This is a genomic window from Mesorhizobium sp. WSM4313 (genome assembly GCF_002294725.1).
Classification (GTDB): Bacteria; Pseudomonadota; Alphaproteobacteria; order Rhizobiales; family Rhizobiaceae; genus Mesorhizobium.
In genome coordinates, this window is record NZ_NSFT01000002.1 from 366,313 (window position 1) to 380,564 (window position 14,252).

Here is a 14,252-nt window from a genome sequence, read left to right on the forward strand (position 1 = left end):
TAACTAAGAAGCAAAATCGATCGGAATTACAAGAGCTGCTTGTTAGACGCATCAATAGCTTTGTTCTAAGTTTTTGCAGGAAATTGGAAAAAACTGGTCGTCAGAGGCCAAGAGCGGGAAATGGCAGGGCGCTTCAAATCCCTATTCGCGCATTGGAGCCGCCGGCTGAAGCGGCAGCTCGCCGGCGAGCGCTATCATCCCGAGCTCCACTATATGCGCGGCCCGGGTCCCAAGACGAAGGCCAAGATGGCGACCGGCAAGAGCGTTCGCGGATCATGAACCCCGGCGCGCCGCGCGGCGCCAATTCCGCACCCTCGCAGCGGCCGCTGGCGGACAGCCGAGCACCAAACGAGGGCGATGGCGTCGAGACCTCGCCCGAAATCTCCGACCGCATCGCCAAGACCACCTGCTACATGTGCGCCTGCCGCTGCGGCATCGACGTCCACATCAAGGACGGCAAGGTGCGCTACATCAACGGCAACAAGGACCATCCGGTGAACCGCGGCGTGATCTGCGGCAAGGGCAGCGCCGGCATCATGCAGCATTACAGCCCGGCGCGGCTGAAGAAGCCGTTGCTGCGCACAGGTCCGCGCGGCTCCGGCGAATTCCGCGAGATCGAGTGGGAGGAAGCGCTGACCATCGCCACCGAGAGGCTGTCGGCGATCCGGCGCACCGACCCGAGGAAGCTTGCCTTCTTCACCGGGCGCGACCAGTCGCAATCGCTGACCGGCTGGTGGGCGTCAAAATTCGGCACACCCAACTTCGCCGCCCATGGCGGCTTCTGTTCGGTCAACATGGCGGCCGGCGGCCTCTATACGATCGGCGGCTCGTTCTGGGAATTCGGCGAGCCCGACTGGGACAACACCAGATACTTCATGCTGTTCGGCGTCGCCGAAGACCACGATTCCAACCCGATCAAGATCGGCCTAGGCAAGCTCAAGGCACGCGGGGCCAAGGTGGTTTCGATCAATCCCTGCCGCACCGGCTACAATGCCATCGCCGACGACTGGATCGGCATTCGCCCCGGCACCGACGGCCTGTTCGTGCTGGCGCTCGTCCACGAACTGCTCAAGGCCGGACGCGTCGATCTCGACTATCTGCTGCGCTACACCAACGCGCCCGTGCTGGTCGTGCAGGAACCGGGGACCGCCGACGAGGGCCTGTTCGTGCGAGACGGCGACGGCAATCCGCTGGCTTGGGACAGAGTGGCGAAGCGCCCGGTCAATGCGGCCGACCCCGAAGCCAAGCCGGCGCTGACCGGCAGCTATGAGGCAGGCGGGCGGCGTTGCGTGCCTGTCTTCCAGCTCATCGCCGAACGCTATCTCGACGAGACCTATTCGCCGGACGCCGTGGCGGCGCGCTGCGGCGTCACCGCCGACACGATCCGGCGGATCGCGGCGGAGCTGGCGCATGTCGCCTTCGAGCAGCCGATCGAGCTGCCGATCGCCTGGACCGATTGGGCCGGCCGGCGACACGAGACGATCAAGGGACGACCCGTCTCGATGCATGCCATGCGCGGCATCTCGGCCCATTCCAACGGCTTTCACACCTGCCGCGCCATCCATCTGCTGCAGGTTCTGCTGGGCACCGTCGATGTTCCAGGCGGTTTCCGCTTCAAGCCGCCCTACCCGCGCCCGGCGCCGCCGGAGCCGAAGCCATGCGGAAAAAACGTTCGGCCGATGACGCCGCTGGACGGCATGCCGCTCGGCTTCGTCTGCGGCCCGGACGATCTTCTCGTCGACGAGGCCGGCCGGCCCACCCGCATAGACAAGGCCTATTCCTGGGAAGCACCCCTGGCCGCGCACGGGCTGATGCACTCGGTCATCCGCAATGCCTGGGCCGGCGATCCTTATCCGATCGACACACTGATGATGTACATGTCGAACATGGCGTGGAACTCGTCGATGAATACGGTCGAGACCGTTCGTATGCTGACCGACAAGGACGAGGCGGGCGCCTACAAGATCCCCTTCATCATCTATTCCGACGCCTATTATTCCGAAACGGTGGCTTTCGCCGACCTGGTGCTGCCCGACACCACCTATCTCGAGCGGCACGACTGCATCAGCCTGCTCGACCGGCCGATCAGCCATGCCGACGGTCCGGGCGACGCCATCCGCCATCCCGTGGTGCAACCGGACCGCGACGTGCGGCCGTTCCAGTCGGTGCTGATCGAGCTCGGCGCGCGGCTTAGTCTGCCGGGCTTTGTCGACGAGGACGGCTCAGCCAAATACCGCGACTATGCCGACTACATCGTCAACCACGAGCGCACGCCCGGCATCGGCCCTTTAGCCGGCTGGCGCGGCGAGAATGGCGGCTCGATCGGCAGGGGCGACGTCAACCCCAACCAGCTGCAGCGCTACATCGACAATGGCGGCTTCTGGCACCACGATTTTTCCGACGAGCAGCGCTATTACAAGATGGGCAACCGTGCCTATCTCGACTTCGCCGTAGAGATGGGTTTCATTTCCAAGGCCGAGCCTATCGTCTTCCAGCTCTACTCGGAGCCGATGCAGCGGTTCAGGCTTGCCGGGCGCGGCCATGGCGAGGTGCAGCCGCCGGACGCCGAGCGCGGCCGCATCGAGGCCTATATGGACCCGCTGCCCTTCTGGTACGCGCCCTTCGAGGACAGCACCATCGACCTGCAAAAATATCCGCTGCATGCGCTGACGCAGCGGCCGATGCACATGTACCATTCCTGGGGATCGCAGAATGCGTGGCTGCGGCAGATCACCAGCCAAAACCGGCTGTTCGTGCATAGGCAGACCGCCACCGAGCTTGGCCTTTCCGACGACGACTGGGTGTGGATCGAAAGCGTCAACGGAAGGGTGAAAGGCCAGATTAAGCTGATCGACGGCGTGAACCCGGACACGGTGTGGACCTGGAACGCGATCGGCAAGCGGCGCGGCAGCTGGGGCCTGAAGGACGATGCGGCGGAGAGCAATCGCGGTTTCCTGCTCAACCATATCATCGGCGACCAGACGGCGGCCGATGCCAACGGCAAGCGCTATTCGAATTCCGATCCGGTCACCGGACAGGCCGCGTGGTTTGACGTGCGCGTGCGGATCGTCAAATGCGCGGCGGAGGAAGCCGGCTTCACCGAGCCGCATTTCGAGCGTTTTGCACAGCCACCGCATTTCGAGCCATCGCCTGGCGTGCTTCGCTTCGGCACGGAATTCCGCATGAAGAGGGAAGCCGCCGAATGACCTGTCTTCCCGCTCGAACCGAGAAAAAACTCGGCCTCGTCATCGACCTCGACACCTGCGTCGGCTGCCAGGCCTGCGTCACCGCCTGCAAGGAGTGGAACACTGGCGGCCACATGGCGCCGCTGACGGACATCGATCCCTATGGCGGGCATGTCGACGGCGTCTGGTTCAACCGGGTGCATAGTTACGAGCACACGACCGAACAGGGCGACCGCACGGTGAACTTCCCGCGCTCCTGCCTGCATTGCGAGCAGCCGGCCTGCGTCACCGTCTGCCCGACCGGCGCCTCCTACAAGCGTGCCTCGGACGGCATCGTGCTGGTCGACGAGGACAAGTGCATCGGCTGCAAATTGTGCAGTTGGGCCTGTCCTTACGGCGCGCGTGAATTCGACACCGATGTCGGCGTGATGAAGAAATGCACGCTCTGCGTCGACCGGATCTACAACGACAATCTGGCTGAGGAGGACCGGGTGCCGGCCTGCGTCGCCGCCTGCCCGACCAGCGCCCGGCATTTCGGCGATCTCGGCGATCCGGCCTCGGCGATTTCGCAGCTTGTCGAGGAGCGTGGCGGCGTCGCGCTGATGCCGGAGCTCGGCTACAAGCCGACCAACCGGTATCTGCCGCCGCGCGCCCGTAGCGAACGCGCTGCGAAGGTCGACGCGGCGGCGCTGGAGCCGATCAAGGCCGAGGGCGGGTTCCTCGGCTGGATCGACCGCATGCTTTCGAACTAGCCATGCATCCCGCCTTCTCGGTCGTCTTCTTCACCACCGCCACCGGGGCAGGCTACGGCCTGCTCGCGCTGCTCGGCCTGCTTGGCGGATCTGGCGTGATCCCGGCCGATTTCTGGTTTGGCCTTGTCGGGATGGGGCTGGCGCTCGGCCTGATCGCGGCCGGCCTGTTGTCCTCGACCGGCCATCTTGGCCGCCCTGAGCGAGCCTGGCGCGCTTTCTCGCAATGGCGCAGTTCGTGGCTGTCGCGCGAAGGCGTGGCCTCGGTCGCCACCTTCATTCCGGCCGGCCTGTTCGGCATCGGCTGGGTGTTGCTCGGCAGGAGCGGCGGCTGGGTAGCGATCGCCGGCCTGCTGGCGGCGGCAGGTGCGGTCATGACAATCTGCACGACCGGTATGATCTATGCTTCGTTGAAGCCGATCGCGCAGTGGCACAGCCGCTATACTTTGCCGGCCTATCTCATCTTCGCGGCGATGACCGGTAGCGTTCTCGCCAACGCCTTGCTCCAGGGGTTCAAGCTGGGTTCAACGGCGATGCCGATCTGGGCTCTGCTTGCCACGCTCGCCGGCTGGGGCTGGAAGCTTGCGACCTGGCGCTACAATGACCGGCTGGAAATCCCGACCACCGCCAACACAGCGACCGGCCTTGCCGGCGGCACGGTGCGTTCCATCGAGTGGCCGCACACGGAAGAGAACTATCTGCTGAAGGAAATGGGATTCCGCATCGCGCGCAAGCATAGCGCCAAGTTGCGGCTGATCACGCAGGCGCTGGCCTTTGCAACGCCGGTAGCCCTGCTGGCGATCGTATACTTCGTGCCATGGCCCTTGGGCGCGATCGCATCCATGCTTGCAGCCGGCGCGCAGTTCGCCGGCATGCTGGTCGAGCGCTGGCTGTTCTTCGCCGAGGCGAAGCATACAGTCATCCTTTATTACGGCAGGGAGTAAGCTTCAGCCCGGCCTGAGCATCGAGCCGGAGATAGCAAAAATGCGTTCGGCGCCCAGCATATAGGCCATTAGCGTCTCCAGCCGGAACAGGCCGGCATAGGCGCGGTCGAGCACGTTGAGCGAGCCGGTATAGGCGCCGAAGGCCGGCATGATCATGCGGCCGCCGTCGCCGGCAAAACAGCGCCGCCTGACCGAGCGCCCGCGCTGGACGATGCGCGCGCACGGATGGAGATGGCCCGATATCTCGCCCTCCACGCGGACTTTCGACGGCTCGTGGCGGAAGAGCAGCGAACCGATGGCGAGTTCCCGCACGGTCTCGCCCGGCAGGTCGGCTGGCGCATCCGGGTCGTGGTTGCCGGCGACCCAGAACCAGTCGCGGCCGGCCATCATCGCCTCCAGCCGTTCCCTGAAGCTCAGATGCATGCGCTCGGCACCGCCGCCGTCGTGGAAGGAATCACCCAGGCTGACGACGATGCGCGGCTGGTAATCGGCGATCACCGCCTGAAGCCGCAGCAAGGTCGCGCCTGTGTCATAGGGCGGGATCAGCGCGCCGCGCCTGGCGAAGGACGAACCTTTTTCGAGATGCAGGTCCGACACCGCGAGCAGCCGCAGATCGGGGAAATAGAGCACGCCGCGCCGGTCGCAGACCGCGCGCTCGCCGGCGATGCCGACAGGGTCGGCCTCGGCGATCAGCGTTGCGCGCGACAGCGAAAAATTCATTCCCTCCTAGGCCTTCTTTCAATCCATCATTTCGGGCCCCATGGCCTCTTCGACGAGGGTGGCGGCATCCATCAGCAGCGTTTCATCCGCCTCGCCATTCACCGGCATCTTGCCGATCTCGAGCATGATCGGCACGGCCAACGGCGATATCTGCTCGAGATTCTTATGCATGATTCGACCGCGGATGCGCGAGAGCATCTCGGCAAGTCTGCTGACATCGAGCAACCCGGTCGCGGCATCCGTACGGGTGGCCTGCAGCAGAATATGGTCGGGTTCATGGCTGCGCAACACGTCATAGATGAGGTCGGTCGAAACGGTCACCTGGCGGCCGCTTTTTTCCTTGCCGGGGTGGCGCTTTTCGATCAGTCCGGAAATCAGCGCGCAGTTGCGGAAGGTGCGCTTCAGCAGCCAGCTGTCGGCGAACCAGGCTTCGAGATCATCCCCAAGCATGTCCTGATCGAACAGCGTGGCCAGCGACGGTTTTCTGTTCTTGAACATCCAGCCCATGTCGGCCAGCGACCAGATGGCCAGCGCATAATCGGTGGCGACGAAGCCGACAGGCTTGGCTCCCGCCCGATCCAGCCGGCGGGTGAGCAGCATGCCGAGTGTCTGATGCGCAAGCCTGCCCTCAAACGGATATGCTACGAGGTAGTAGCGGTTGCCGCGTGGAAAAGTCTCGATCAGCAGATCATCGCGTTTCGGCAAAACGGACTTGTCCGCCTGAAATCTTAACCAGTCAGCGACCTGCTCAGGCAGTTTCTTCCAGCGTTGCGGGTCATCGAGCATGGCCCGCACCTGCTCGGCGAGATAGGTCGAAAGCGGGAATTTGCCGCCGCCATAATAGGGCACCTTTGCATCGCTGCCCGGTGCGTTCGAGACGAAGCACTCGTTCTCGCGAATGCCTTCGAAGCGCAGGATCTTGCCACCGAACATGAAGGTATCGCCGTGGGTCAAAGTCTCCAGAAACGCTTCCTCGATCTTTCCCAGCACCCTGCCGCCGCGCGAGGCCGCCCCTCTGCTGCCGGCCTGGACGTAGCGAACGTTGAGCGCCGGCACTTCGATGATGGTGCCGACATTGAGCCTGTATTGCTGGGCGACAGCCGGATTTGAAACCCGCCACAGACCTTCCTTGGTCTGACGGATGCGGGCATAGCGCTCGTAATTTCTGAGCGCGTAGCCGCCGGTGGCGACGAAGTCGATGACCCGATCGAATGTCAGCCTGTCAAGGCTGACGTAAGGCGCGGCCGTCCGTATCTCCTCGAAGAGCACATCGGCATGGAACGGCGCGCCGCAGGCGCAGCCCAGCACATGCTGGGCCAGCACGTCGAGCCCGCCATTGACCAGCGGCGGCGTGTCCTGGGCGCCGAGATAATTGGCATCCAGCGCCGCCCGGCATTCCAGCACCTCGAAACGGTTCGCGGGAATCAGGATCGCTTTCGACGGCTCGTCCATGCGGTGGTTGGCGCGGCCGATGCGCTGCGCGAGCCGGCTGGCGCCTTTCGGCGCACCGACATGCACGACCAGATCCACGTCGCCCCAGTCGATGCCGAGGTCCAGCGTCGAGGTAGCGACGATGGCGCGCAAAGCGTTTTCGCCCATGGCCTTCTCGACGCGGCGGCGCTGGGCGACATCCAGCGATCCGTGATGAAGCGCGATCGGCAGCGTGTCTTCATTGACGCGCCATAGCTCCTGGAACAGCAGCTCGGCCTGGCTGCGCGTGTTGACGAACAGCAGCGTGGTCTTGTGCCGCTTGATCTCGCGGTAGATCTCAGGCGTGGCGTAGCGGGCGGAGTGACCGGCCCAGGGCACCCGCTCTTCCGAGTCGAGGATCGATATCTCGGGCTTCGCGCCGCCGGTCACGACGATGAGCTCGGACATGGCGCCTGGAGAAGCCTGGCTTACCAGCCAGCGACGCAACTCGTCCGGCTCGGCCACGGTCGCCGACAGGCCTATGGTCTGCAACCCGGGCACAAAAGCGCGCAATCGTGCAAGGCCAAGCGCCAGCAGATGCCCGCGCTTCGAGGTGACAAGCGAATGCAATTCGTCGAGCACGACATAGCGCAGGTCCTCGAAGAAGCGCTTTGCGTCGTTTGAAGCGATCAGCAAGGCGAGTTGCTCGGGCGTGGTGAGCAATATGTCGGGCGGCGCCAGTTTCTGCCGCTGGCGCTTATGCGAAGGCGTGTCGCCGGTGCGCGTCTCGATGGTGACAGGCAGGCCGATCTCCTCGACCGGCTTGCCGAGATTGCGCTCGATGTCGACGGCCAGCGCTTTCAGCGGCGAAATGTAGAGTGTGTGGATGCCGCGGCGGGCTTCGCCCGGCTTTCGCTTGGGACGGCTGGCCAGCTCGGTCAGCGACGGCAGGAAGCCGGCCAGCGTCTTGCCGGCGCCGGTCGGCGCGATCAGCAGCACCGACTGGCCGCTTTGAGCCTTCGCCAACAGCTCGAGCTGATGGACGCGCGGCGACCAGCCCTTTTCGCCGAACCATTTGACGAATGGCTCAGGCAGCAGGACGGCGGCATTCTGCTCGGCAAGGCGCGGCTGCTCGGTCACGCGCAAGAGGTAGCGCGGCAGCACGAAATCGCCAAGGAAAATCGGAACAAAAGGGGATCAGCGCGATTCTTCCTTCCCCCCTTGTGGGGGAAGGTGGATTGCCGCGTAGCGGCAAGACGGATGAGGGGTGCTGGAAGAAACGAGACCTGACTAGATAAAGGTGCTAAAGACGCTTAGCTCTTCAACGTAGCGATCCGTCCAGCACCCCTCATCCGTCTCCGCGCTGCGCGCCGATCCACCTTCTCCCACAAGGGGAGAAGGGGAGGCTGGCGCTACGGCCTCCGAAACCCAGTCGGACCGCCATAAAGATAGCCGATGCGGTCGACAGCCTCTTTAAGGCCCTCACGCGAGACGAGCATGGTGTGGCCGTTGGCGTGGATCATGTCTCTTTCGTCGGTCATGATCGCGACATGGCCTTTCCAGAAGACGAGATCGCCGCGCAGGAGACCTGAATAGTCCGGACCCGGCTCAAACGGCGTGCCGATCGACGCCGCCTGCATATCGGAGTCGCGCAGGACATCCTTGCCCGTCATGCGCATCGCCAACTGCACGAGGCCGGAACAGTCGATGCCGAAGCCGGAGGCACCACCCCAGAGATAAGGCGTGCCGAGGAAGCTTTCGGCGACCGTGACGTAATCCTCGGCCAGCTCGGCGATCGGCCGCAGATGGCGGGCGACGATCGCCTGGCCGGAGGGCAGCAGCGCATAATGCGTGCCGCGCGTTTCGGCCGAGCCGGTCACCGTCACGGTCGACCCCATCGACAGCTGCCCGCTGATCGGGAAACGCAAATCGGGACCCGGATAGAGGAAGGTGCGCGGCACGGAGACGACATGCGTGGGCGCTTGTTCGCGTGCCCCAATCAGATTGTCGGCCACATAGCCGACATAACCGTCGCGCTCGGCCTGCACCCAGGCCCAGCCTTCCGCGTCCTCGAAAACGAGCACGTCGTCGCCGAACAGCGCCTGCGTGTTGACGCCCGCGTCGGGGCGCGGCGCCTTGCGCAGATCGGCGACCGACGCCGTGATCCGCGCCGGGCGGCCGGTGACGAAGCGGTCGGCAGCGACCTCGCCCTTCAGCCTCGCATCGGCAAGGTCGGAGCGGAAGGCATGAAGGCGGGCATCCCTGGCGGTCAAATCGATAATCCAGTCATATCAGATAGGGGCAATGAGGTCAGATGGGCAGCTCGTGCGCCCTGGCGACGATACCATCGCCGAAGCGCTCGACAAAGAGCGCGCCTTCCACTGTGCGCCGGATCAGCACGTTGCGCTTGTCGAGCTCGTCGCGGTGGCGCGAGACCAGCTTCAGCGCGCCCATCGTGTCCAGCGCCCGGGTGATGACCGGCTTGGTGACGTTGAGCTTGGCGGCCAGCCCGCGCACCGTATGGGGCGGCGGATCGAGATAGATGGTGAACAGGATAGCCGTCTGGCGCATGGTGAGATCGGGCTCGCCGTCGCGCACCTGGGCCAGCATCACCTGCTGCCACAGTCGCAAGGCCTGGCTCGGGCGCATCGAGATCGACATCGCCCAAGCATGCCGGCAAATTGTTTCGGTTCCGTTTCAGTGACGATCTGCCACCTTGGTCTTCCGGCCTAGGCAAATCGCTGCGTAATTATCCGCTCCAGCGCGCGAATGCCTTGCGCTTCGCCGCCGGTCAGGCCGTAGGGTCGGTCGGCCGGGTTCCAGGCGAAGATGTCGAAATGCGCCCAGCTGTCGGTCTTCTCGACAAAGCGCTTGAGGAAAAGCGCGGCGGTGATCGATCCGGCAAAGCCATCCGTCGTCACATTGTTGATGTCAGCGATCTTCGAGGAAAGCTTTGCATCATAGGGGCGCCACAAAGGCATGCGCCACAGTGGATCCTCGACCGCGACCGACGCCGCGGCCAGGTCGGAGGCAAGCGTCTCGTCGTTGGTGTAGAAAGGCGGCAGATCGGGCCCCAGCGCGACGCGGGCGGCTCCGGTCAGTGTCGCCATGTCGACCAGCAAAGCGGGCTGCTCCTCGTCGGCCAGCGCCAGCGCGTCGGCCAGGATCAGCCTGCCTTCGGCGTCCGTGTTGCCGATCTCGACCGTGATGCCCTTGCGGCTCCTGAGCACGTCGCCGGGCCGGAAGGCATTGCCGGCGATCGAATTCTCGACGGCGGGGATCAGCACGCGCAGCCGGACATTCAGTCTCGCCGCCATGATCATGGCGGCGAGACCCAGCACGTTGGCGGCGCCGCCCATATCCTTCTTCATCAAAAGCATGCCCGACGACGGCTTGATGTCGAGGCCGCCGGTGTCGAAGCAGACGCCCTTGCCGACCAGCGTCACCTTAGGCGCGTCGGCACATCCCCAGCTCAGGTCGATCAGCCGCGGCGCGCCGGTGGAGGCCCGACCCACGGCGTGGATCATCGGGAAATTCCGCATCAGGAGATCGTCGCCATGGATCACCGAGATATCGGCGCCGTGGGCGGCCGCCAGTTTTCGGGCGGCTTCTTCCAGTTCGACCGGACCGAGGTCGCTGGTCGGCGTGTTGACGAGGTCGCGTGTCAGGAACACGCTGTCGGCGATGCGGCGGACATGCGCCGCGTCGGCGCCCTCCGGAAGCGCGAAGCGCACAGCCTTGCCGGGCTTCTTGCCGTAGCGAGTAAAGACATAGCCGCCGAGGACAAGCGCGAGCGCCGCGAGATCGGGTTGCGCCGGGCGCGACGCGAAATGCCAGTCGCCCTCCGGCAACGCCCTTGCGAGCGCGCCGAGGGCAAGAACGCTCTCGCCATCGCCTGTGCCGAACAACGCGCCGGCAAGGCCGCCACCCTCGCCCGGCAAGACCAGCGTGCGCCCTGCTTCGCCAGAAAAACCGTTGGCCCTTGCCCAGGCGATGGCGGAGGGCGGCAGTGCCGCGGCTTCAAGGGCGTCCTTCGCCACCAGATAGACAGGCAAGGCGACTTCCGGCTTCTGCTCAACGAGTTCGACAGGCATGCGATGATCTCCGGCCGAACAGTTCGAGTCGGCGCTTCTTAACGGTCCGTTAGGGTTAACAGAATATTTCTGCCGGAGGGAAGACGGCCAGCCAATGGCCGCACAGGAATGGAGACCGGGCGCCGATGCCGACCGAAGCGTTGAACCTTACAGCCAAGCGTCTGATCACCACGGCTTTCATAGCGGCGCTGGCGGCCAGCGTGGCGGGTTGCGGCAGCACCAGCAAGTTCACCACGGGCTCCATCTCCCGCTCCGACAGCAGGCCGCTGGAAACGATGTCGTCCGGCGAATTGCGTACCGCCACGTCCAGGCTCGGCCAGTCCTATGCCCGCAATCCGGGCGACAAGCGCATCGCGATGAACTTCGCGGCGGCGCTGCAGATGGACGGCGATGCCGACCAGTCTCTGGCGGTAATGCGCAAGCTGGCCATCGCCTATCCCAAGGATCGCGAGGTGCTTGCGGCCTATGGCAAGGCGCTCGCCGCCAACGGCCAGTTCGAACCGGCCCTCGATGCCGTGCGGCGCGCGCAGACGCCCGAATATCCGGACTGGAAGCTGGTGTCGGCGGAAGCCGCCATTCTCGACCAGATGGGACAGAAAGACGAAGCGCGGCAAGACTATCGTAAGGCGCTGGAACTGAAGCCGAACGAGCCTTCGGTGCTGTCCAATCTCGGCATGTCCTATGTGCTCGAAGGCGACCTGCGCACGGCAGAAACCTATATGCGCTCGGCCGCGCAGCAGCCCGGCGCCGACAGCAGGGTGCGGCAGAACCTCGCGCTGGTCGTCGGCCTGCAGGGCCGCTTCGACGAAGCCGAAAAGATCGCCTCGCAGGAACTGTCGCCCGAACAGGCGCAGGCCAACGTCGCCTACCTGCGCCAGATGCTTGCCCAGCAGAACGCCTGGAGCCAATTGAAGGATCAGGACAAGAACAAGGCGAAGGTCGCCACGAACTGACCGCGGACGGCATTGCCAAATCGACTACCGTTGAAATCAAAAAAGCCGCGCGGATCCCGCGCGGCTTTTTGATTTGAAGCGAACGGCCCTATCTCTTTGTTTTTACGCAATCCGGACGGAAAACCGCTCAACACTTTCCTGGAATTGCTTTACTGGCTCGAGGAGCTGTGCTGGTCGCCGAAGATGCCGCGCTGGCTGACCTGGATGCCGGCCGGTCCCAGAATGATGGCGAACAGAACCGGCAGGAAGAACAGGATCATCGGCACGGTAAGCTTCGGCGGAAGTGCCGCGGCCTTCTTCTCGGCGGCGTTCATGCGCATGTCGCGGCTTTCCGAGGCGAGCACACGTAGCGCGTGTGCCACCGGCGTGCCGTAGCGTTCGGCCTGGACCAGGGCCTGGGACACCGACTTCACCGATTCCAGGCCGGTGCGGCTTGCCAGGTTTTCATAGGCGTTCTTGCGGTCCTGCAGATAGGACAGCTCCGCATTGGTGAGCACGAATTCCTCGGCAAGCGCCACCGACTGCGTGCCGATCTCGTCGGCAACCCTGCGCAGGGCCGCTTCCACCGACATGCCGGATTCCACGCAGATCAGCATCAGGTCGAGCGCGTCCGGCCACGCCAGCTGGATCGACTGCTTGCGCTTGGTCGCGCGGTTGTTGACATAGAGGATCGGCGCGTAGAAGCCGCCATAGGCGACAACGACACAGACGAACAGCTTGATGAAGGCCGGCTGCTGCGGCAGGCCGCCGAGCAAGAACAGATAGATGGCCGCCAAGGCAAAACCGACGAATGGCAGGACCAGGCGGAAAAAGAGGAAGCGCGTCAGCGGGTTCTGGCCGCGGAAGCCCGCGACCTTGAGCTTCTGGATCGTGCTTTCGTCGGCAAGCGCGCGCCTGAGATCCAGGCGGTCGACGATGTTGCGCATGCCGATGGACTGTTCCTCCCGCAGGCCCTTGCGGCGGCGGTCGGCCTCGTTGGCCAGCCGCGCACGCTGCTCGGCGCGCATTTTGTCGCGTTCGAGCGCCACGCTTTTCATGCGCGACTTGAGCGACGTGCCGCCGAACGCCGGCATGAGCGTGAAGATGGTCGCGAACACGGCGATGCCGACCAGCATCGCGATCAGGAAAGAAGGGTCGGTGAGTGTTTTGACGACCTGCTCTGTCACCGGATCCGCACCCCTACACTTCGAAGTTCATCATCTTGCGCATCACCAGGATGCCGATCGACATCCACACACCCGAGCAGCCGAGGATCAGGTTGCCGACGTTGGTGGTGAACAGCGGCATGATGTAGTTCGGGCTCGACAGATAGACGAGGAAGGCGACGACGAAGGGCAAGGCGCCGATGATGACGGCCGATGCCTTGGCTTCCATCGACAGCGCCTGGACCTTGGCCTTCATCTTCTTGCGGTCGCGCAGGACGCGCGAAAGGTTGCCCAGCGCCTCGGACAGGTTGCCGCCGGCCTGCGACTGAATCTGGATGACGATGCCGAAGAAGCCGGCTTCGCTGCACGGCATCGTCTCGGGCATGCGCATGGCGGCGTCGGGCACCGACATGCCCATCTGCTGGGAATCGACGATGCGGCGGAACTCGGACCGGACCGGTTCGGGCGATTCGTTGGCGATCAGGCGGATCGCATCGTTGAGCGGCAGGCCGGACTTGACCGCGCGCACGATGATGTCGAGCGCGTTCGGAAATTCTTCCAGGAAGGCCTTGGTGCGACGTGTGCGGCGAAACGACACGAACCAGCGCGGCAGGCCGAGGCCGCCCACCAGCAGGGCACCGGGCAGCGCCCATAGAGGCGCGCCGAGGAAAAAGAGAACGGCCGTCAGGATGATCCCGCAGACAGCGGAATAGATATAGAAACGCTCGATCGGAACCTGCATGCCGGCCTGGCGGATCTGAACCTTCAGCGGCGGTTTCTTGACGTTGCGATCATTGGCCTTCTGCTTCTCGTCGAGCTGCTTCAGCGTGTCCTGAACGTTTTTTCGCCGCTTGACCGCCTCCGCGGCGCGGTCGCGCGTCGCTTTCACCACCGACCGGTCCGTCTCGGCTGTCTTGATGGTCTGAAGCCGCTTGCCGGCCTGCTTCTCGTTGTCGATGCGCGTGAACAGGAAAGCATAGGCCACCGCGCCGGCGCTGAAGCCGGCAAGCACGATGAAAGCCAGTACGGTGGTGTCAATTCCGAACATCGAC

The 14,252-nt window shown here is 64.3% G+C and carries 12 protein-coding genes; 5 read left to right on the forward strand and 7 right to left on the reverse strand.

Annotation, left to right across the window (positions count from 1 at the left end):
- Positions 1-120 precede the first annotated feature (120 nt).
- Genes CK219_RS31620 through CK219_RS06445 form a run of 4 tightly spaced genes read left to right on the forward strand, consistent with a single transcriptional unit; the run spans position 121 to position 4,878 of the window.
- Complete coding sequence (locus tag CK219_RS31620) at positions 121-279, forward strand: hypothetical protein (protein WP_176476947.1); 159 nt, start codon at positions 121-123, stop codon at positions 277-279.
- Positions 276-3,206 (forward strand): molybdopterin oxidoreductase family protein, encoded by a 2,931-nt coding sequence (locus CK219_RS06435; protein ID WP_095765918.1) that lies wholly within the window; start codon positions 276-278, stop codon positions 3,204-3,206. The genes CK219_RS31620 and CK219_RS06435 overlap by 4 nt, the downstream gene beginning before the upstream one ends.
- Positions 3,203-3,937: a 4Fe-4S dicluster domain-containing protein gene (locus tag CK219_RS06440; RefSeq protein WP_095765919.1), complete on the forward strand. Its 735-nt coding sequence runs from the start codon at positions 3,203-3,205 to the stop codon at positions 3,935-3,937. Before CK219_RS06435 ends, CK219_RS06440 begins: the two co-directional genes overlap by 4 nt.
- 2 nt (positions 3,938-3,939) lie before the next feature.
- Positions 3,940-4,878: a DmsC/YnfH family molybdoenzyme membrane anchor subunit gene (locus tag CK219_RS06445; RefSeq protein WP_095765920.1), complete on the forward strand. Its 939-nt coding sequence runs from the start codon at positions 3,940-3,942 to the stop codon at positions 4,876-4,878.
- Between the two features lie 3 nt (positions 4,879-4,881).
- Here the strand turns inward: CK219_RS06445 and pdeM are convergent, their stop codons facing one another.
- The 5 genes from pdeM to CK219_RS06470 form a co-directional block, all read right to left on the reverse strand.
- On the reverse strand, positions 4,882-5,598 hold the full coding sequence (pdeM, locus tag CK219_RS06450; protein WP_095765921.1) for a ligase-associated DNA damage response endonuclease PdeM: 717 nt from the start codon (positions 5,596-5,598) through the stop codon (positions 4,882-4,884).
- Between the two features lie 18 nt (positions 5,599-5,616).
- Positions 5,617-8,148 carry a ligase-associated DNA damage response DEXH box helicase gene (locus CK219_RS06455; RefSeq protein ID WP_095766192.1) on the reverse strand — a complete coding sequence of 844 codons (2,532 nt, stop codon included), beginning with the start codon at positions 8,146-8,148 and terminating at the stop codon, positions 5,617-5,619.
- 272 nt (positions 8,149-8,420) lie between these two features.
- Positions 8,421-9,281: an NlpC/P60 family protein gene (locus CK219_RS06460; protein WP_095765922.1), complete on the reverse strand. Its 861-nt coding sequence runs from the start codon at positions 9,279-9,281 to the stop codon at positions 8,421-8,423.
- A 37-nt stretch (positions 9,282-9,318) separates the two neighbouring features.
- Positions 9,319-9,669, reverse strand: coding sequence for a MarR family winged helix-turn-helix transcriptional regulator (locus tag CK219_RS06465; RefSeq protein WP_040985896.1), 351 nt, complete (start codon positions 9,667-9,669; stop codon positions 9,319-9,321).
- Positions 9,670-9,737: 68 nt separating this feature from the next.
- Positions 9,738-11,102: a leucyl aminopeptidase family protein gene (locus tag CK219_RS06470; protein WP_095765923.1), complete on the reverse strand. Its 1,365-nt coding sequence runs from the start codon at positions 11,100-11,102 to the stop codon at positions 9,738-9,740.
- 125 nt (positions 11,103-11,227) lie between these two features.
- On the opposite strand from CK219_RS06470, the gene CK219_RS06475 reads away from it, so the two are divergent.
- A complete protein-coding gene (locus tag CK219_RS06475) occupies positions 11,228-12,055 on the forward strand; it encodes a tetratricopeptide repeat protein (protein WP_095765924.1) in 828 nt (275 codons plus the stop codon).
- A 149-nt stretch (positions 12,056-12,204) separates the two neighbouring features.
- On the opposite strand, the gene CK219_RS06480 is transcribed toward CK219_RS06475, so the two are convergent.
- Together CK219_RS06480 and CK219_RS06485 are read right to left on the reverse strand one after the other, a co-directional pair.
- On the reverse strand, positions 12,205-13,221 hold the full coding sequence (locus CK219_RS06480; protein WP_095765925.1) for a type II secretion system F family protein: 1,017 nt from the start codon (positions 13,219-13,221) through the stop codon (positions 12,205-12,207).
- Positions 13,222-13,234: 13 nt separating this feature from the next.
- The gene (locus tag CK219_RS06485) at positions 13,235-14,248 is read right to left on the reverse strand and encodes a type II secretion system F family protein (RefSeq protein WP_095765926.1); all 1,014 of its coding nucleotides are present in this window, start codon (positions 14,246-14,248) and stop codon (positions 13,235-13,237) included.
- Positions 14,249-14,252 lie beyond the last annotated feature (4 nt).

Coding starts and splice junctions, on each gene's coding strand:
- CK219_RS31620 (WP_176476947.1), top strand. CDS start 121: ATGGCAGGGCGCTTCAAATCCCTATTCGCGCATTGGAGCCGCCGGCTG.
- CK219_RS06440 (WP_095765919.1), top strand. CDS start 3,203: ATGACCTGTCTTCCCGCTCGAACCGAGAAAAAACTCGGCCTCGTCATC.
- CK219_RS06435 (WP_095765918.1), top strand. CDS start 276: ATGAACCCCGGCGCGCCGCGCGGCGCCAATTCCGCACCCTCGCAGCGG.
- CK219_RS06475 (WP_095765924.1), top strand. CDS start 11,228: ATGCCGACCGAAGCGTTGAACCTTACAGCCAAGCGTCTGATCACCACG.
- CK219_RS06465 (WP_040985896.1), bottom strand. CDS start 9,669: ATGTCGATCTCGATGCGCCCGAGCCAGGCCTTGCGACTGTGGCAGCAG.
- CK219_RS06485 (WP_095765926.1), bottom strand. CDS start 14,248: ATGTTCGGAATTGACACCACCGTACTGGCTTTCATCGTGCTTGCCGGC.
- CK219_RS06445 (WP_095765920.1), top strand. CDS start 3,940: ATGCATCCCGCCTTCTCGGTCGTCTTCTTCACCACCGCCACCGGGGCA.
- pdeM (WP_095765921.1), bottom strand. CDS start 5,598: ATGAATTTTTCGCTGTCGCGCGCAACGCTGATCGCCGAGGCCGACCCT.
- CK219_RS06470 (WP_095765923.1), bottom strand. CDS start 11,102: ATGCCTGTCGAACTCGTTGAGCAGAAGCCGGAAGTCGCCTTGCCTGTC.